The sequence below is a fragment of the Variovorax sp. AC103 genome, assembly GCF_979254005.1.
In genome coordinates this window covers 221053-238824 of record NZ_CEEDFC010000002.1, presented here as the reverse complement: position 1 = coordinate 238824, position 17772 = coordinate 221053, and the positions used below count along the sequence as shown (strand labels likewise).

17 protein-coding genes and 1 riboswitch are annotated in these 17772 nt (G+C 69.0%); of the genes, 11 read left to right on the top strand and 6 right to left on the bottom strand.

The window, feature by feature from the left end; translation table 11 throughout:
• Positions 1 to 22 precede the first annotated feature (22 nt).
• A complete protein-coding gene (locus AC0IYU_RS03755; RefSeq protein ID WP_472113199.1) occupies positions 23 to 2008 on the bottom strand; it encodes a monovalent cation:proton antiporter family protein in 1986 nt (661 codons plus the stop codon).
• Between the two features lie 96 nt (positions 2009 to 2104).
• Between AC0IYU_RS03755 and AC0IYU_RS03750 the strand changes: the two genes are divergently transcribed.
• The 4 genes from AC0IYU_RS03750 to AC0IYU_RS03735 are packed head-to-tail and all read left to right on the top strand — an operon-like array spanning position 2105 to position 5126.
• Positions 2105 to 3106, top strand: coding sequence for a KpsF/GutQ family sugar-phosphate isomerase (locus tag AC0IYU_RS03750; protein ID WP_472113196.1), 1002 nt, complete (start codon positions 2105 to 2107; stop codon positions 3104 to 3106).
• Complete coding sequence (locus AC0IYU_RS03745) at positions 3106 to 3666, top strand: KdsC family phosphatase (RefSeq protein ID WP_472113193.1); 561 nt, start codon at positions 3106 to 3108, stop codon at positions 3664 to 3666. Before AC0IYU_RS03750 ends, AC0IYU_RS03745 begins: the two co-directional genes overlap by 1 nt.
• Positions 3663 to 4325, top strand: a complete 663-nt coding sequence (gene lptC / locus AC0IYU_RS03740) for an LPS export ABC transporter periplasmic protein LptC (protein ID WP_472113190.1) — start codon at positions 3663 to 3665, stop codon at positions 4323 to 4325. The genes AC0IYU_RS03745 and lptC overlap by 4 nt, the downstream gene beginning before the upstream one ends.
• A gap of 18 nt (positions 4326 to 4343) precedes the next feature.
• Positions 4344 to 5126, top strand: coding sequence for an SDR family oxidoreductase (locus AC0IYU_RS03735; RefSeq protein WP_472113187.1), 783 nt, complete (start codon positions 4344 to 4346; stop codon positions 5124 to 5126).
• Between the two features lie 94 nt (positions 5127 to 5220).
• Here AC0IYU_RS03735 and AC0IYU_RS03730 read toward each other — a convergent pair whose 3' ends face one another.
• Positions 5221 to 5790, bottom strand: a complete 570-nt coding sequence (locus AC0IYU_RS03730; protein WP_472113184.1) for an RNA recognition motif domain-containing protein — start codon at positions 5788 to 5790, stop codon at positions 5221 to 5223.
• A gap of 263 nt (positions 5791 to 6053) precedes the next feature.
• Positions 6054 to 6242, top strand: a riboswitch (yybP-ykoY riboswitch).
• An 11-nt stretch (positions 6243 to 6253) separates the two neighbouring features.
• Between AC0IYU_RS03730 and AC0IYU_RS03725 the strand changes: the two genes are divergently transcribed.
• From AC0IYU_RS03725 to AC0IYU_RS03710, 4 genes are all read left to right on the top strand, one after another.
• Entirely contained in the window at positions 6254 to 6817 is a 564-nt protein-coding gene (locus AC0IYU_RS03725; RefSeq protein WP_435439795.1) for a TMEM165/GDT1 family protein, read from the top strand.
• A 220-nt stretch (positions 6818 to 7037) separates the two neighbouring features.
• Positions 7038 to 8210 (top strand): homoserine O-succinyltransferase MetX, encoded by a 1173-nt coding sequence (gene metX, locus AC0IYU_RS03720; RefSeq protein WP_472113182.1) that lies wholly within the window; start codon positions 7038 to 7040, stop codon positions 8208 to 8210.
• Positions 8207 to 8797: a methionine biosynthesis protein MetW gene (metW, locus tag AC0IYU_RS03715; protein ID WP_472113179.1), complete on the top strand. Its 591-nt coding sequence runs from the start codon at positions 8207 to 8209 to the stop codon at positions 8795 to 8797. Before metX ends, metW begins: the two co-directional genes overlap by 4 nt.
• 19 nt (positions 8798 to 8816) lie before the next feature.
• Positions 8817 to 9404 carry an IMPACT family protein gene (locus tag AC0IYU_RS03710; RefSeq protein ID WP_472113176.1) on the top strand — a complete coding sequence of 196 codons (588 nt, stop codon included), beginning with the start codon at positions 8817 to 8819 and terminating at the stop codon, positions 9402 to 9404.
• Here the strand turns inward: AC0IYU_RS03710 and AC0IYU_RS03705 are convergent.
• On the bottom strand, positions 9349 to 10287 hold the full coding sequence (locus tag AC0IYU_RS03705; protein WP_472113173.1) for an ion transporter: 939 nt from the start codon (positions 10285 to 10287) through the stop codon (positions 9349 to 9351). The two genes, AC0IYU_RS03710 and AC0IYU_RS03705, sit on opposite strands and share 56 nt — an antisense overlap.
• 138 nt (positions 10288 to 10425) lie before the next feature.
• Between AC0IYU_RS03705 and AC0IYU_RS03700 the strand changes: the two genes are divergently transcribed.
• Entirely contained in the window at positions 10426 to 10935 is a 510-nt protein-coding gene (locus tag AC0IYU_RS03700; protein WP_435439790.1) for a bactofilin family protein, read from the top strand.
• A 24-nt stretch (positions 10936 to 10959) separates the two neighbouring features.
• On the opposite strand, the gene AC0IYU_RS03695 is transcribed toward AC0IYU_RS03700, so the two are convergent.
• The gene (locus tag AC0IYU_RS03695) at positions 10960 to 11730 is read right to left on the bottom strand and encodes a DUF72 domain-containing protein (RefSeq protein WP_472113170.1); all 771 of its coding nucleotides are present in this window, start codon (positions 11728 to 11730) and stop codon (positions 10960 to 10962) included.
• Between the two features lie 90 nt (positions 11731 to 11820).
• Here AC0IYU_RS03695 and AC0IYU_RS03690 point away from each other — a divergent pair, with 90 nt between their 5' ends.
• Both AC0IYU_RS03690 and AC0IYU_RS03685 read left to right on the top strand, forming a co-directional pair.
• The gene (locus AC0IYU_RS03690) at positions 11821 to 13332 is read left to right on the top strand and encodes a M20 family metallopeptidase (protein WP_472113167.1); all 1512 of its coding nucleotides are present in this window, start codon (positions 11821 to 11823) and stop codon (positions 13330 to 13332) included.
• Positions 13329 to 14183, top strand: coding sequence for an alpha/beta hydrolase (locus AC0IYU_RS03685; protein ID WP_472113164.1), 855 nt, complete (start codon positions 13329 to 13331; stop codon positions 14181 to 14183). Before AC0IYU_RS03690 ends, AC0IYU_RS03685 begins: the two co-directional genes overlap by 4 nt.
• A gap of 52 nt (positions 14184 to 14235) precedes the next feature.
• On the opposite strand, the gene AC0IYU_RS03680 is transcribed toward AC0IYU_RS03685, so the two are convergent.
• On the bottom strand, positions 14236 to 17154 hold the full coding sequence (locus AC0IYU_RS03680) for a DUF4132 domain-containing protein (RefSeq protein WP_472113161.1): 2919 nt from the start codon (positions 17152 to 17154) through the stop codon (positions 14236 to 14238).
• Positions 17155 to 17259: 105 nt separating this feature from the next.
• Entirely contained in the window at positions 17260 to 17721 is a 462-nt protein-coding gene (locus AC0IYU_RS03675) for a YidB family protein (protein WP_472113158.1), read from the bottom strand.
• Positions 17722 to 17772: the final 51 nt, after the last annotated feature.

Genomic DNA, 17772 nt, shown 5'->3' with positions numbered 1-17772 from the left:
GCGCCGGCCGTTGCGGCCTGTGTCAGCCCTTTTGCAGCCGCTCGATGGCAACGGCCAGCGCGGCCGGCTTGCCCGACAGCACCAGCGTGTCGCCGTCCGACAGCACCGTGTCTTCGGCCAGCGCACGCGTCTGGCCGTCCTGCCGGCGCAGGCTGACCACGCGCACGTCCAGCGTGGGCAGCGCCATGCGCTCCAGCGTCTGCCCGATGGCGCGCGCGCCGGTGCTCAGGGTGAAACTGTTGAGCCGCTCGTGGTTGATCTCGTCGGCGTTGTCGTCGTCGGCGCCGTGGAAGTAGCCGCGCAGCAGGTTGTAGCGGGCGTCGCGCTGGTCCTGCACCACGCGGATCACGCGGCGCATCGGCACGCCGACCAGCGCCAGCGCATGGCTGGCAAGCATCAGCGAACCTTCGATGGCCTCGGGCACCACCTCGGTGGCGCCGGCCGCCTGCAGCTTCTCGAGGTCGTGGTCGTCCTGCGTGCGCACGATCACCGGCACGTGGGCGGCATGGGCGCGCGTGTTGGCCAGCACCTTCATGGCGCCCGGCACGTCGAGGTAGGTGACGACCACGGCGCTCGCACGCGCCAGGCCCGCGGCCATCAGCGCCTGCAGCCGCGCCGCGTCGCCGAACACCACCGAGTCGCCGGCGGCGGCGGCCTGGCGCACGCGGTCGGGGTCGAGGTCGAGCGCCATGTAGGGAATGCCTTCGCGCTCCAGGATGCGCGCCAGGTTCTGCCCGCAACGCCCGTAGCCGCAGATGATCACGTGCTTGGCGGTGTTGATGGTCTTGCGCGCGATGCTCGTCATCTGCAGCGACTGCTGCATCCAGTCGCTCGCCACGAGCTTTCGCACGATGGCATTGCTGTACATGATGATGAAGGGCGTGGCCAGCATCGACAGCACCATCGACGCCAGCACCGGGTTGGCCAGCCACGGCGGCAGCAGGCTGCGCTCCTGCGCCAGCGTCAGGAGCACGAAGCCGAACTCGCCGGCCTGAGCCAGGTAGAGGCCGGTGCGCAGCGACACGCCCGAGGTGGCGCCCAGCACCTTGGCCAGCACCGTCACCAGCCCCAGCTTGAACGCCAGCGGCACCAGCAGCAGCACGCCCACCAGCAACCAGCGCTCGACCACGATGTGCCAGTCGAGCGACATGCCCACGGTGATGAAGAACAGCCCCAGCAGCACGTCGTGGAACGGGCGGATGTCGGTCTCGACCTGGTGCTTGTATTCGGTCTCCGACACCAGCATGCCTGCGATGAACGCGCCCAGCGCCAGGCTCAGGCCGGCCAGTTCGGTGAGCCAGGCCAGGCCCAGCGTGACCAGCAGCACGTTCAGGATGAAGAGCTCCTCGCTGCGCCGCCGCGCCACCAGCGTGAGCCACCAGCGCATCACGCGCGGCCCGCCGTAGAGCAGCACGCCGATGAGAAAGCTCGCCTTCAGCAGCGCGAAGCCCAGCGCCTTGGCCAGCGCCTCGGGCGGCGCGCCCAGCGCTGGAATCAGCACCAGCAGCGGCACCACGGCCAGGTCCTGGAACAGCAGCACGCCCATTACGCGCTTGCCGTGTTCGCTCTCGAGCTCGAGGCGTTCGGCCATCAGCTTGACCACGATGGCCGTGCTGCTCATGGTGAGCGCGCCCGACAGCGCCAGCGCGGTCTGCCAGCCCAGCCGCCAGGCGGGCGGCAGCTGCGTGGCGATCACCAGCGCGCCGACGGTGGCGATGGTCATCGTCAGCAGCACCTGCAGCAGGCCGAGCCCGAACACGTGCTTGCGCATGGCGCGCAGCTTGGGCAGGCTGAACTCCAGCCCGATCACGAACATGAGGAACACCACGCCGAACTCGCCCAGGTGCTGGATGCCTTCGGTGTTCTGCGCCAGCGCGAAGGCGTGCGGTCCGATCAGCACGCCGGCCGACAGGTAGCCGAGCATCGGCGGCAGCTTCAGCGACCGGCATGCAACGACGCCGATCACCGCGGCCAACAGATACAACAGCGTGAGATCGAACGAAGACATAGGCGCCGATGCTAGAGCAAGACTCGTGCGCAGGCGTGCGGGAGTGCACGCCGTGCCGAGCGTGGGGGCAAGGCCGCCCGCCCGTAAAATCCGGCGATGAGTTCCCGCCCCGCCCCGGCCCACGTGGTCGACCCCGAAGCGATCCTCGCCCGGGCACGCCTGACTTTCGACATCGAAGCCGAAGCCGTTCTCGGCCTGAAGGGCCGCGTCGGCCCGAGTTTCGTGGAGGCCGTGCGCAAGATCCTCGACGTGCGCGGCCGCGTGGTCGTGATGGGCATGGGCAAGAGCGGCCATGTCGGGCGCAAGATCGCCGCCACCCTCGCCTCCACCGGCACGCCCGCGATGTTCGTGCACCCTGCCGAGGCCAGTCACGGCGACCTCGGCATGATCAAGACGGTCGACCTGGTGCTGGCCATCTCCAACAGCGGCGAGGTCGACGAGCTCACCGTCATCCTGCCCGTCGTCAAGCGCCAGGGCGTGCCCCTGATCGCCATGACCGGGCGCCCCGAATCGACGCTGGCGCGCCACGCCGACATCGTGATCGACGCGGGCGTGGCCAAGGAAGCCTGCCCGCTCAACCTCGCGCCCACCGCGAGCACCACCGCGCAGATGGCGATGGGCGACGCGCTGGCCGTGGCGCTGCTCGACGCGCGCGGCTTCGGCTCGGAAGACTTCGCGCGCTCGCACCCGGGCGGCGCGCTCGGGCGCAAGCTGCTCACGCACGTGAGCGACGTCATGCGCTCGGGCGACGAGGTGCCGCGCGTGCCGCCGTCGGCCACCATCAGCGAGCTGATGCGCGCGATGAGCATCAAGGGCTTCGGCGCCGCTGCGGTGGTCGAGCCCGATGGCCGCGCTGCGGGCATCTTCACCGACGGCGACCTGCGCCGCCTGATCGAAGCCGGCGCCGACCTGCGCAGCCCCAAGGCGGCCGAGGTGATGCACCGCAATCCGCGCACCATCCGCGTGGACGCGCTGGCGGTGGAGGCCGCCGAGCTGATGGAGCAATGCGGCATCACCCGCCTGTTCGTGATCGACGGCGAGGGGGTGATCGTGGGCGCGATCAACACCAACGACCTGATGCGGGCGAAGGTCATCTGATGCCGCTCGAGTTCCAGGCCGAGACCTTGCTCGCCGCGCAGGACGTGCGCATCGTCTTCTTCGACATCGACGGCGTGCTGACCGACGGCGGCGTGTACTTCACCGAGCACGGCGAGACGCTCAAGCGCTTCAGCATCCTCGACGGCTACGGTCTGAAGCTCTTGCGCAAGGCCGGCATCGTGCCGGCCGTGATCACCGGGCGCGACTCCAAGCCGCTGCGCGTGCGGCTCGAGGCGCTCGGCATCGAGCACGTGCGCTACGGCACCGAAGACAAGCTGCCCGCCGCGCAGGCCATGCTCGACCAACTGGGCTTCGGCTGGGCGCAGGCCGCGGCCATCGGCGACGACTGGCCCGACCTGCCCGTGCTCACGCGCGTGGGCTTCGCGGCGGCGCCGGCCAATGCGCATGCCGAGGTGCGCGGCGTCGCAAACTATGTGACCCTGGCGCGCGGCGGCGAAGGCGCGGCGCGCGAGTTCTGCGACCTGCTGCTCACCGCTTGCGGCCAATACCGCGCGCTGCTCGACGCGGCGCTGGGCCCGAACCGGGAACCGAAGCCATGAGCAATGTGAAACGCGTGTGGGGCCTGGCGCGCGACGTCCTCGACCGCGCCACGATCTACCTGCCGATCATCCTGACGGCGTGCGTCGCGCTGGGCACCTACTGGCTGGTGCGCAACGCGCCCAAGCTGCTGGAGCCCGTGGCCAAGGTGGCGCCCACGCACGAGCCCGACTACTTCATGCGCGATTTCGTCATCAAGAACTTCCTGCCCAACGGCGACCTGCGCAGCGAGCTGCACGGCACCGAGGGCCGGCACTTCCCCGACACCGACACCATGGAAGTAGACAAGGTGCGCATGCGCTCCGTGTCGCCCGAAGGGCTGGTAACCCGCGCAACGGCCGACCGGGGCCTGTCGAATTCCGACGGCAGCGAGATTCAGCTGTTCGGCAATGCGATCGTCATCCGCGAGCCGACGGTGGGCCCGGGCGGCAAGGCCACGCCGCAGCTCGAGTTTCGCGGCGACTTCCTGCATGCCTACGTCGACACCGAGCGCGTCACCTCGAACAAGCCGGTCACGCTCATCCGCGGCACCGACAAGTTCGTGGGCGACACGCTCGACTACGACAACCTGAGCGGCGTGGCCAACCTGAACGGCCGGGTGCGCGGGGTGCTGATTCCGTCGGCGGCGGCTGCCGCCCCTGCTCCCGCCAAGAAGCGCTGAAGAAGAACAAACCTCCGCATGACCACGTCCCCGCTAGTCTTCATCACCGGTGCATCGAGCGGCATCGGCCAGGCCCTGGCTGCGAGCTTCTGCGACGCGGGCTACCGGCTGGCGCTCGTCGCGCGCCGCACGGCAGAGATCGAATCGTGGGCAAACGCCCGCCAATTAAGCACGGAACGCTATCAAATTTATAGTGCGGACGTGGCGCAGACCGACAGCATCGTGGCTGCGGGCAACGCCTGCATCGCGCGCCAGGGGTTGCCCGACGTGGTGATCGCCAATGCCGGCATCAGCGTGGGCATCGACACGGCGGAGCGCACCGACCTCGACGTGCTGGCGCAGACCTTCGCCACCAACAACGTCGGCCTGGCCGCCACCTTCCATCCGTTCGTGCGGGCCATGGTGCGGCGCGGCAGCGGGCGGCTGGTGGGCATCGGCAGCGTGGCATCCATTCGGGGGCTGCCGGGGCACGGTGCCTACTGCGCCAGCAAGGCCGGCGTGGTGGCGTACTGCGAAAGCCTTCGCGGCGAGCTGCACAACAGCGGCGTCAAGGTGGTCACCCTTTGCCCGGGCTACATCGACACGCCGCTCACGCAGGGCAACCGCTATGGCATGCCGTTTCTCATGAAGGCGGAGGACTTCGCCGCCCAGGCGCTGCGCGCCATCGAGTCGGGCACCAGCTACCGCGTGATTCCGTGGCAGATGGGCGTGATTGCGAAGGTCATGCGCATGCTGCCCAATTCCCTGCTTGACCGGGCCGTGCAGGGGCGGGGGCGCAAGAAGCGCAGCGGGGAAACCTGAGCGCGATCACGCCAGCGCGCGGTCTTGCGCGGCCGACCACGAAAAAAGGCTCCGGAGGGAGCCTTTCGTCTTTCTGTGTGCCGAGGTGCAGGGCTCAGTAGCTGTTGCCGCCACCACCGCCGTAGCCGCCGCCACCACCACCGCCGCTGCGGCCACCACCGCCGCCGCCACGCGGGCCGGCGCCGTAGGGGCTGCGGAAACCGCCGTCTCCACCGCCACCGCCGCCGCCGCTGCGGCCACCGCCACCGCCGCCGTAGCCGCCACCGCCGGAGCGACCACCGCCGCCACCGCTGCGATCGCCGCCACCGCCACCGTAGCCACCACCGCCGCCGCCGTAGCCACCGCCACCACCGCCGCCATAACCACCACCGCCGCCGCCGTAGCCGCCGCCACCACCGCTGCGCGGGGGACGTGCTTCCATCGGACGTGCTTCGTTGACGACGACGCTGCGGCCGCCCAGGGGCTGGCCGTTCATGCCGGTGATGGCTGCTTGAGCTTCCGCGTCACTGCCCATCTCGACGAAGCCGAAGCCCTTCGAGCGGCCGGTGTCGCGTTCCATCATGACCTTGGCGCTGGTCACTGCACCGAACTGGCCGAAAGCCTGTTCGAGATCCTGGTCGCGCACCGAGTAAGGCAGGTTGCCGACGTACAGTTTGTTGCCCATCGAGGGACTCCTATAAACACATCAAGAAAAGCGATGGAGTCCCGAAAGCATCACTCAAACGAGAGCCGTCGAGTCGCGCGAAACTGACCGATCACCGAGCTGTCTCCCGGCCAAAATGAAGAGGGAGGCTCGTGCATTATGGGGGAAATATTTAAAAAGCAAGCGGGAATTTGCGTCTTGAGGTAGCCCCTGTCAAAACCATCGGAAAGCCAGTGCACGCTTACTGTTGGCGGGCTATTCCGGCGCGAGCGGTGGTTAGAATTCGCCCCGTCATTGGGGAGTAGCCGCCTTCCGATTTGCGAGAAGGGCCCGCGTCAACAGACTTGTCCTGCCCCACACGGGACATGGCGCGTGCAGTGAGCCCACACCTGGCGAGACCTTTGACCATGCAACTTCGGGAAATATGGCCGAAGGTGTTGCATGGTCAATTGCGTCCTTCGGCCCAAGGAACCCCACGTTCATCATGGAAGCTTTTCTCGTTGCAACCGGCGTCGTTGCGCTCGCGGAAATGGGCGACAAGACCCAACTCCTGGCCCTTTTGCTTGCGGCCCGTTTCAGGAAACCCTGGCCGATCGTGCTCGGCATCTTCGTCGCCACCATCGTCAATCACGCGCTGGCGGGCGCCGTCGGCAACTACATCACGCGCTGGCTCGGGCCCGAGGTGTTGCGCTGGATCCTTGGCGGCTCGTTCATCGCCATGGCGGTCTGGATGCTGATTCCCGACAAGCTCGACGACGACGACGCCCCAGGCGTGTCGAAGTTCGGCGTGTTCGGCACCACCGTCATCGCCTTCTTCCTGGCCGAGATGGGCGACAAGACCCAGATCGCCACCGTCATGCTCGCCGCGCGCTTCACGCACGACTACTTCTGGGTGGTCGCCGGCACCACGCTGGGCATGATGCTGGCCAACGCGCCGGTGGTGTGGCTGGGCGACAAGATCGTGCGGCGTGTGCCGATCAAGCTCGTGCACGGCATCTCCGCCGCGATCTTCCTGGTGCTCGGCATCGTCATGATCGTCGGCTGGTAAGAAGGGCGGGTTGCTTCCGGGAACACCGCGGAACCGGCTTCGCCGGGCCGCCGGTGTTGCCCCCGTAGAGGGGGTGGAGAAGCGACACGCAGTGCGCGAAGCCTGGGGGATATACTTGCCCTGCGCCGATTTGCTACAGCTTGCGGGCGCTTTATAAATTCAGCTAAAGACAGGCGCGGCAGACCCGGCTCGTTTTTGGCGAGGCCGGGTTTTTTCATTCATGTCGTCGTCACCTCCTTTGGTCGTCACCTCGCAATCGATGCAGTTCGCAGGGCCGCTGGCCTTGCGCAGCGGCGCGTCGATCAGCGACTACACGCTCGCCTACGAAACCTACGGCACCCTGAACGCCGAGCGCAGCAATGCGGTGCTGGTGTGCCATGCCCTGAACGCCTCGCATCACGTCGCCGGCGTCTACCAGGGCCAGGCCCGCTCCGAGGGCTGGTGGGACAACATGGTGGGCCCCGGCAAGCCGGTCGACACCGACCGCTTCTTCGTGATCGGCGTGAACAACCTCGGCTCCTGCTTCGGCTCGACCGGCCCGATGCACGTCAACCCCGCCACCGGCCGCGTCTACGGCGCCGACTTCCCGGTGGTCACGGTCGAGGACTGGGTCGACGCCCAGGCCGCGCTGCTCGACGCGCTCGGCATCGACACGCTCGCGGCAGTGATGGGCGGCAGCCTCGGCGGCATGCAGGCGCTGTCCTGGACGCTGCAGTACCCCGCGCGCGTGCGCCACGCCGTGGTGGTGGCCAGCGCGCCCAACCTCACGGCCGAGAACATCGCCTTCAACGAGGTGGCGCGACGCGCCATCGTGACCGACCCCGACTTCCACGGCGGCCATTTCTACGAACACGGCGTCGTTCCGAAACGCGGCCTGCGCATCGCGCGAATGATCGGCCACATCACGTACCTCAGCGACGACGTGATGAACGCGAAGTTCGGCCGCATCCTGCGCAGTGCCGTGGAAGGTGAGGGCAACGCCGGGCCTGCGGCGCTCGACTACCGATATTCCACGCAGGACGTCGAGTTCCAGATCGAAAGCTACCTGCGCTACCAGGGCGACAAGTTCAGCGAGTACTTCGACGCCAACACCTACCTGCTGATCACCCGCGCGCTCGACTACTTCGACCCCGCGCGCAGCCACGGCGGCAAGCTCAGCACCGCGTTCGCCACTGCCACGGCCAAGTTCCTGCTCGTGAGCTTCAAGACCGACTGGCGCTTCTCGCCCGCGCGCAGCCGCGAGCTGGTGAAGGCGCTGCTGGAGAACCGCCGCAACGTGAGCTACGCCGAGATCGACGCGCCGCACGGCCACGACGCCTTCCTGCTCGACGACGTGCGCTACATGGGTGTGGTGCGCTCCTACTTCGAGCGCGTTGCCAAGGAGATCCAATGAGCGACCTCGACCATCAACGCCTGATTGCGCAGCTCGTGCCGCAGGGATCGCGCGTGCTCGACCTCGGCTGCGGCGACGGCGCCCTGCTCGACCTGCTGCAGCGCGAGCGCGGCTGCACCGGCTACGGCGTGGAGATTGCCGACGGCAACGTGCTGCAGTGCATTCGCCGCGGGGTCGACGTGATCCAGCTCAACCTCGACGAAGGCCTGGCGATGTTCGACGACGCCTCGTTCGACGTGGTGCTGCAGATCGACACGCTGCAGCACCTGCGCAACGCCGAGGTGATGCTGCGCGAGACCGCGCGCGTGGGGCGCACCGGCATCGTCGCCTTTCCCAACTTCGCGCACTGGCCCAACCGCCTGAGCATCGCGCGCGGCCGCATGCCCGTGACGCGCCGCCTGCCCTACCAGTGGTACGACACGCCCAACATCCGCGTGGGCACCTTCAAGGACTTCGAGGTGCTGGCCGGCAAGAACAACCTGCGCGTGCTCGATGCCTTCGGCCTGCAGGACGGCCGCGACGTGCGCTGGCTGCCCAATGCGCGCGCCGGCACGGCGGTCTTCAAGTTCGAGCGCGGCGGCAGCTGAAGCCCGCCCGCAGCGCACGATGAGCTTCACGCTTGCCGAGCCGGTCCACAGCGAGTTGCTGATCAGGAAGAGCCGCTTCATCGGCTGCGTGCAGCCGGTCGCCGACCGCGCGGCTGCGTTGGCGGTGGTGGCTTCGCTGCGCGCAGAACACCCCGCTGCCGCGCATGTGTGCTGGGCCCTGATGGCCGGCGGACAGTCGGCCGCGAACGACGACGGCGAGCCCGGCGGCACCGCCGGCCGGCCGATGCTCGAGGTGCTGCGCCACCAGCAGATCGAAGGAGCGCTCGCCACCGTGGTGCGCTATTTCGGCGGTGTGAAGCTGGGCGCGGGCGGCCTCGTGCGGGCCTACACCGATGCGGTCGCGCAGGCCCTGCTCGGCGCCGCGCTCGTGCCGCTGGTGCGCCAGCGCAGCCTGCGCTGCACGGTGCCCTACGCGCTCGAAGGCTTGGTGCGTCGCGAGCTCGCCGCGGCCGGAGCGGTGCTCGACGGTGTGGCGCACGGCGACGACGTGGCCTTCGCCTTCTCGCTGCCCGAGCCCGACGCCGATGCGTTCATCGCCCGCCTCGGCGATGCTGCGCAAGGGCGCGCCGTCTGGCCGAAGGCGTGACGCGCTTCGCCGGCACCGCAGATGCCGCGGGTGCCGTGGACACCGGCGCCGTCATCGCCAGAATGCCGCGCGGCGCCAGCGGCACCGCCTCGTCGCCGGGTCCGCGCCGCGCCATCTCTGCGGTCACGATGCCGGTGGGCACGGCCAGCACGCCCCAGCCCAGCAGCATCATCACCGAGGCGATCGCGCGGCCCAGGTCGGTCTTGGGCACGAGGTCGCCGAAGCCCACCGTGGCCATCGTCGAGATGGCCCAGTAGATCGCCACCGGAATGCTGGTGAAGCCGTGCACCGGTCCTTCGACCACGTACATCAGCGTGCCCATCACCAGCACCACCAGCATCACGAAGCCGACGAACACCGTGATCTTTCGCCGGCTCGCATGCACCGCCGACACCAGCGCGCGGTACTCCTCGGAGTAGCGCGACAGCTTGAAGATGCGGAACACGCGCAGCAGCCGCAGGATGCGCACGTCGATCAGGTAGGCCAGGCCCGGCGTGAGCACGGCCAGGAAGGTCGGCAGCAACGCGAGCAGGTCGATCACGCCGTAGAAGCTTCCCGCATAGCGCGCGGGCCGATTCACGCAGGCCAGCCGCCCGAGGTATTCGAGCGTGAAGAGCGCGGTGAACACCCATTCGAGCACGCCGAACACGTGGCCGAAGCGCAAATGGATGGCCTGCACGCTGTCGAGAATCACCACGCCCACGCTGGTCACGATCACCGCGATCAGGATCAGGTCGAACAGCCGGCCCAGCCGCGACTCCGACTCGAAGATCACCGAGAACAACGTGCGGCGCCAACCCTGCTCGGGCTTGCCGAAACGCTCGTCGCCTGCGGCCGAATCCGAAGAGGTGGTGGTGGCGGTGCTGCTCGAAAGGGTCGTCATCTGCCGTGGTTTAGGGTCTACTGGAAAGCCATTGTCGGCGGGGTGTACCGTCTTACTCGGTTACGCCTCTTGCGCAATGAAGTACGGCAGGCCGCAAGTGCGTTCTTACGATAGTCCTTTTCCTAGAGGAGCTCCCCATTGGCTACACAGTCCCCCTTCTTCGGCAAGCGTGACCGAGACACCGACTCGTTGACTTCCCGCCCCGCACCGCTGGTCGGCGCAGGCACCAATCTCTCGGGTACCCCCGTCAATCCCTCGTCGCTCACCGCACAGCAAGGCGGCCTGAACGCAGCATCGGCAGCTGCTGCACCCGTCGCCAAGGAAGGCGGCAGCAAGCTCACCGTCGGCCCGAACATCAAGCTCAAGGGCGTGGAGATCACCGATTGCGACACGCTCGTGGTCGAAGGCCTGGTCGAAGCCACGATGGACTCGCGCCTGATGCAGATCGCCGAACAGGGCGAATTCAAGGGCTCCGCCGAAATCGACATCGCCGAGATCCGCGGTGTGTTCGACGGCAACCTCACCGTGCGCGAAAAGCTCGTGATCCATTCGACCGGCAAGGTCACCGGCAAGATCCGCTACGGCAAGATCGTCATCGAAGAAGGCGGCCAGCTGTCCGGCGAAATCAGCTTCGGCACCAAGGCGTAGTGTCCGTGCGCCGCGGGGGCCTCATCAGGCTCCCGGCGGCGTCCACCCCAGGCGCTCCAGCAAGGCACCGGCCGCGGCCGGTGCTTTTTCTTTGGCGCCGTTGATGAAGTAGACGAACACGTCGCGCTTTTTTGGCGATGCGGCCCAGCCCTGTGCACGCTCGGCCCAGGTGTCGAGCGCCTTCGGCCCGTAGCCCGTCTTGAGCTTGGCGTCGGCCATCATGAGCCGTGCATAGGCCACGTCGCCTTCGGGCTCCTCGAAGGACGGAAACTTGTCGGCGTCGGTGAACACCGTCGACACCTTGTGCTTCTTCGCGAGCGCCTTGTAGGCGGGCACGATGAAGCTCTCGTGCCGCACGTCCATCACGTGGCGCAGCGTGCGGCTGCCTTCCTTCTTCGGCAGCATGGACAGAAACGCCTCGAAGTCTTCCGCCTCGAAGGGCTTGGTCGGCATGAACTGCCACACGATCGGCCCCAGCTTGTCGCCCAGCTCGGTCACGCCGCTGTCGATGAAGCGCTTGATCGACTCCCCCGCACCCGACAGCAGCTTGCGGTTGGTCGCGAAACGCGAGGCCTTGAGCGAGAACATGAAGTCGGCCGGCGTGTCGTCGTGCCACTTGCGGAAAGTCTCGGGCTTGAAGGTGCTGTAGTAGGTGCCGTTGACCTCGATGGCGCTGAGCTGGCGGCTCGCGTAGTTCAGTTCCTTCGATTGCGCGAGCCCCTTGGGGTAGAAGTTGTCGCGCCACGGCTCGTAGGTCCAGCCGCCGATGCCCACCTTGATGTTTGGCTTGCTCACGTCGCCTCCAGCGTTGAGATCGCCCGCACTCTACGCGCGGTCGCTTCAAGGCGCAAAATGCAAATTTTTCCCCTCCCGCGGAGAACCCCGATGAACGCTCCCCTGCACCGCGAAATGCCCGCCGGCACGCTCGACGCCGCGCGCGCCCTGTCTGACGTCACCGCCCAATGGGACGGCGACATCGTCAAGCAACTCACCGACTACATCGCCATTCCGGCCAAGTCGCCCGGCTTCGACAAGGACTGGTCGGCCAACGGCTACCTGGAGACCGTGCTGCGCAACGCCGCGGCCTGGGTCGAGGCGCAGAAGGTCGAAGGCCTGAAGCTGGAAATCGTGCGCCTCGACGGCCGCACCCCGGTGCTGTTCTTCGAAGTGCCGGCCACCGGCACCGACATGGGCGAGACCGTGCTGATGTACGGCCACCTCGACAAGCAACCCGAGTTCACCGGCTGGCGCAACGACCTCGGCCCCTGGACGCCCAAGTACGAAAACGGCCTGCTCTACGGCCGCGGCGGCGCCGACGACGGCTATGCGGTGTACGCCAGCGTGGCCGCGCTGCAGGCACTGAAGGCACAGGGCGCGGCGCATCCGCGCATCGTCGGCATCATCGAGACCTGCGAGGAAAGCGGCTCCTACGACCTGCTGCCTTACGTGGATGCGCTGCGCGCGCGCCTGGGCAACGTCGAGCTGGTGATCTGCCTCGACTCGGGCGCCGGCAACTACGACCAGCTGTGGCTCACCACCTCGCTGCGCGGCATGGCCAGCGGCACGCTGAAGGTGGAGGTGCTGACCGAAGGCATTCACTCGGGCGACGCCTCGGGCCTGGTGCCCTCGAGCTTTCGCATCATGCGACAGGTGCTCGACCGCCTCGAAGACAGCGCCACCGGCCGCCTGCTGCCCGCGAGCTTCCACTGCGAGGTGCCCGCGGACCGCCTGGCGCAGGCCAAGGCCACCGCGGCCATCCTCGGCGAAGAGGTCTACAAGCGCTTTCCGTGGGCGCACTACGACTGCGGCGGCTCGACCATGTTCGCGCTGCCCACCACCACCGACCCGGTGGAGGCGCTGCTCAACCGCACCTGGAAGCCCACGCTGTCGGTGACCGGCGCCGAAGGCTTTCCGGCGCTGAAGGACGCGGGCAACGTGCTGCGCCCGTACACCGCCTTCAAGCTGTCGCTGCGCCTGCCCCCGCTGGTCGACGCGGCCGAGACGGTGCAAAAGCTCAAGGCGCTGCTGGAAGACAACGCGCCCTACCAGGCCCGCGTCACCTTCGAAAGCGGCGGCGGCGCCACCGGCTGGAATGCCCCGACCATCACGCCGTGGTTCGAGCAGGCGCTCAACAAGGCCTCGCAGGCGCACTTCGGCGCCTCTTGCGGCTACATCGGCCAGGGCGGCACGATCCCGCTCATGAACATGCTCAGCGCCGGGTTCCCGAAGGCGCAGATGATGGTCTGCGGCGTGCTCGGTCCCAAGAGCAATGCGCACGGCCCGAACGAGTTCCTGCACGTGCCCTATGCCAAGAAGCTGACGGCCGCCGTGGCCGAGGTGATCGCGGCCCTGCCGGTGGCGCACCGCGCCGCCGCGTCGGAGCCCGTCGCCGCTTGAGCGAGCCGCTGCCCTTGCCGCAACGCGTGTCGCTGTCCGCCCCGGACGGCGACACGCTGGCGCTGCGCCGGTTGCCGGCACCCGGCCCGGCGCGTGCCGTCATCGTGGTGGTCCATGGGCTTGGCGAGCACGCGGGCCGCTACCACGCGGTGGCGGAATGCCTGCACGAATGGGGCTTTGCCGTATGGGCGCACGACCACCACGGGCACGGCGAATCGACCGGTGCGCGCGGCGGCCTGCCGAGCGAACTGCGCCTGGTCGACGACCTGGCGCTGGTGGTCGACGACGCGCGCCGCCTGAACCCCGGCGTGCCGCTGGTGTTGCTGGGGCACAGCCTGGGCGGGCTGGTCGCGGCGAGCCTCGTGGCACGCGACGTGCGGCCGGTCGACGGCCTGGTGCTGTCTTCGCCGGGGCTCGACCCGGGCCTGAGCGGCATGCAGAAGGCGCTGCTGGCGGTGCTGCCGCGCATTGCGCCGAACCTGCGCGTGGGCAACGGCCTGGACGACAACTACCTCTCGCACGATGCGGCCGTGGTGCAGGCCTACCGCGACGATCCGCTCACGCACGACCGCATCGGCAGCCGCCTGGCGCGCTTCCTTGCGACCGAAGGCCGGGCGGTGCAGCAGCGCGCTGCGACCTGGCCCGTGCCGACGCTGCTGCTCTACGCGGGCGACGACCACCTCGTGCGGCCCGGCGCAAGCCGCGCCTTTGCGGCTGCGGCCGCGCCCAGCGGCATGGTCGAGGCGCACGGCTTCGATGCGCTGTACCACGAGATCTTCAACGAGCTCGACGCCGAGCCGGTCTTCGCGGCCCTGCAGCACTGGCTCGACGCGCGCCTTCCGCCCGCCTGAACGCGCCCTTCAGCAACCCCCGGGCCGACGCCGGGCAGCCGGGGGTCGCGGTTCATGGGGCGTCCCGCATCACGCGCTGCAGGTCGCGCTCGATCTCGCTGAAGGCGATCGGCGACAGGTCGCCCAGCGAGCCTTGCGTGCCGTCCAGCGCCACCGCGCGCACCGTCTGCAGCGCCTTGCCGTCGGGGGTGTCCTGCACGAACCAGCCTTCTTCCAGCTGCACGCAGAGGCGCCGCCCGCCGGGCAGTGCCTTGTTGAAGCTGTCGACCATGCCGCCCTCGCCCACCTCGCGCAGCCATCCGCGCGCCTCCAGCCCCATCAGGCCGGCGTTCGACACCTGCCGGCCGGCCCAGTGCGGGAGATCGCGGCGCGTGCGCAGCGCGTCGTCGCGCACGAAGGTCTGGCGCGTCAGCTGCTCGAAGGGCTGCATGATTTCGTAGTCGGCCAGCACCGCGGCCCAGGCGGGGGCCAGCGCCGTGTCGAGCGCGGCCATCTCCAGCGGGTGCGGCAGGCCGATGCGTGCGGTGTCCGGCAGCGCAACCGGGTCGTCCTGCAGGTCGGTCAGCTCGCCTTCGGCGCTCACGCGGAAGCTGCCTTCGAGCCGGTTCGACGCATCGAACAGGCCCCACACCAGCGGCCGGCAGAACACGCGCAACACCGGGTGGTTCGCGAAGAAGGGCAAAAACTCGTCGGCGCCCCAACGGCGCTGCGCGCACATGGCGGCTTCGAGCCGCTTGACCTGCGTGGTGGCGACGGTCTTGGCCAGCTTGCGCAGGTCTTTCAGCTGCGTGCTCGCGGTGGCGGCCTTGCCGGGCTCGTCGTTCGCGCCGGGCTTGGGCAGCGTCTTGAGCACCTTGCCTCGGGCGTCGTGCACCACGGGCTGGAAGTGGTCGTCCATGCGCACTTCGAACGTGCGCGGGCCGAAGTCGAGCGTGAGCCGCGCGCGCGCGTCCAGGCCCAGGTCGGGCACGGTGCGGTCGGCCAGCTGGTCGAGGCTCAGGCCGCGCTGCTCGGCGACCTCGCCCAGCATGCGGTCGGCACGGGTGCGCAGGTCGTCGTAGCGGGTCTGGCGCGCGAGCTCGGCCAGGTGCATCAGGGCGGCGTCGCTGCCGATGTCGCCGAGCATGGCCATGGCGTCGTAGGCGCGCACGCGGTCGAGCGCGGCGCGCCACTGGCGCAGCAGGCCGTAGAGCTGGCGGGCCGTTTCATCGTCGCCCAGGCGGCCCTGCAGCGCGAACATCCAGCGCTCCTTGCTGGGGCGGCCGTTGCCGATCCACCAGGCCAGCAGCGCACGGCCGAAGCGTGCAAGGGCGTCGGGCGCCAGCGTGTCCAGCAGCGCTGGCAGCCCCGGGTAGGGGGCGTCGGGGCGGCCGAGCATCATGGCCATCAGCACGTCCGGCACGCAGGCCTGCGGCAGCGCGTGGCCGCTGCCCTTCAGGATCAGCCGGGGCAGCGCCGCGAGCGGCAGGGTCTTGGGCAGCACGGGCAACTCGTCGGGCAGCAGGTCTTCGGGTGCGATGGCCAGCAGCGTCGCCACCGCGTCGGCGGCCTCGGCGCCGTAGGCAGCGGCCTGGCGGCGCACGGCGTCGGCATGGCCGGCCGCGTGCAGCCAGCGTAGCGCGGCCTGGGCGGCTTCATGCGCGGGGCCGGGTTCGCCCAATGCCGCGGGAACGAGCCCGCGCGCGGCCGCGTCGGGATAGCGGGCCAGCCATTCGCCAGCCTCGCGCCGCACCCAGCGGTTGGTATGCAGGCCCTTGGCGATCCAGCCCGCCAGCGGGTCCCACTCGATGGCCGACGCCAGCTCGAACATGGCGCGCGCGCCGTGCCGCAGGTAGTGCGGCAACGCCGGCAGCGCGGCGACGCCGAAGTGATGAAGGACCGGACGGATGCGGCCCGCGTCGCTCAGCGCGTGCATCTGCGCCGGCCCGTGCGTGAACACCGCCATGGCCAGCTGCGGCGGCAGCTGCCAGATGTAGTCGGCCGTGGCCCAGGCGCTGCCGGGCATGTCGCCGAAGTCGTCCGGTTGCACCGCGCGGCCCTCGGCGATGTCGTCGATGCGTTCCGGCCGTACGCCGAACATCCACAGCGCCTTGCGCACGGGGTCGCCGTTGCGGATGGCCGCGGGCGCCTCGGGCTGCTGGCGAGCGAAATCCCTGGCCTGCTCGTCGGAGCGCGCGCGCAAGGCGCGCACCTCCTGCGCCAGCCAGTCGGACGCCTCGCCCGTGGCTTGCTGGTACTGCGGCGGGGGCAGCGTGTTCCAGTGGAGCGCGGCGGTGGCGGGCAGCGGCTGCAGCGCCAGCGTGGGAACGACGGGGAGCGCCTGCCGGTTCTTCCACGGTGGATGGCGCAGCAGCGCGGGCCACGCGTGGGGGGCGGCGTCGGTCACGCCGTCGGAGCCGTCTTCCTGCAGGCGCGCGAGCGTCTTGCGCTGGCTGTCGTCGCACGACGCTTCCAGTGCCGCCTGCCAGTCGGGGTTGGCGGCCAGCAGCTCCAGCACGAGCGCGGCGCCGGCCTGGTGGCGTGACGGGTTCGCCGACAGCAGCGCGCGCAGCACGAACAGCGGCCAGCGCGCGGCCTGCTTGGCCAGCGCGGACTTGCAATCGATCTGCTTGACCTGCGTCACGAAGAAGCGCACGACCGCCGCGTCGTGGATGGCCAGCAGGTCGGTCACGGCCTCCTTGTGCGGCGAGGGCTCGAAGAACGGCTCGGCGGCCGCAGCGCCGTGCATCTCGAGCATGCGCAGCCGCGCGGCGCGGGGCGGGTAGAAGCTGGCGCGGTGCCGGCGATAGAAGTCGAGGCTGTCGTCCAGGCTGCGCTCGGTGGACAGCAAGCCGCCGCAGTGGCCGCAGGCCCGGTCGTTGAACCGCGCGAGCGATTCGCGCATGCCTTTGGTCCAGCGCACGCTGCCGTCGGGCTGTGCCTGCAGGCCCTGTGCCGCCTTTTCCTCTTTCGATTTGCCACCGACCGCCATGCCATGCTCCCTCGAACTGATGCGAGCGGCATTGTCGGCCACGGGGGCAGGCCAAAAAAAAGCGCCCTCGCGGGCGCCGGAATGAGGGAAAGAGGCCGCCGTCGCTCAGGACTGCCTGCCTTGCAGCAGGCCGCTGAGCGAACCCAGCAGGTCTTCATGGTTGCCCAGGCCCTGCTCCGGCACCTTGCCGTGCGGCGTGAGCTGGTCGATGAGCGCCGGCAGCATGGTCGCAAGCATCGGCAGCAGCGTCTGTGCATTGATGCCCAGCTTGGACGCGATGGCGGCAATGGTGTCGCCGCCCAGTGCGTTCTGCAGCTGGTCGCCCGAGACCGCCTGGTTTTCTCCCTTGCCGATCCACGAGTTGATGACGTTGCCCATGCCGGCCTGCTCGAACTTCGAGACCAGTCCTCCCAGACCGCCTTGTGCGCCATTGTTCGCGAGCAGGCCACCCAGCGCGCCGGCCAGGCCACCGAGATCGCCCAGCCCGCCGAGGCCTCCGCCTTGCGGCTGCTGCTGTTGTGCGGCGCCTCCCAGCACTTGACCGAGTACCGAATCGAGCAATCCCATGGCCGTTTCCTTGGTGTGTGACAGAACCGACAACATTGTTAAATGCCGCGG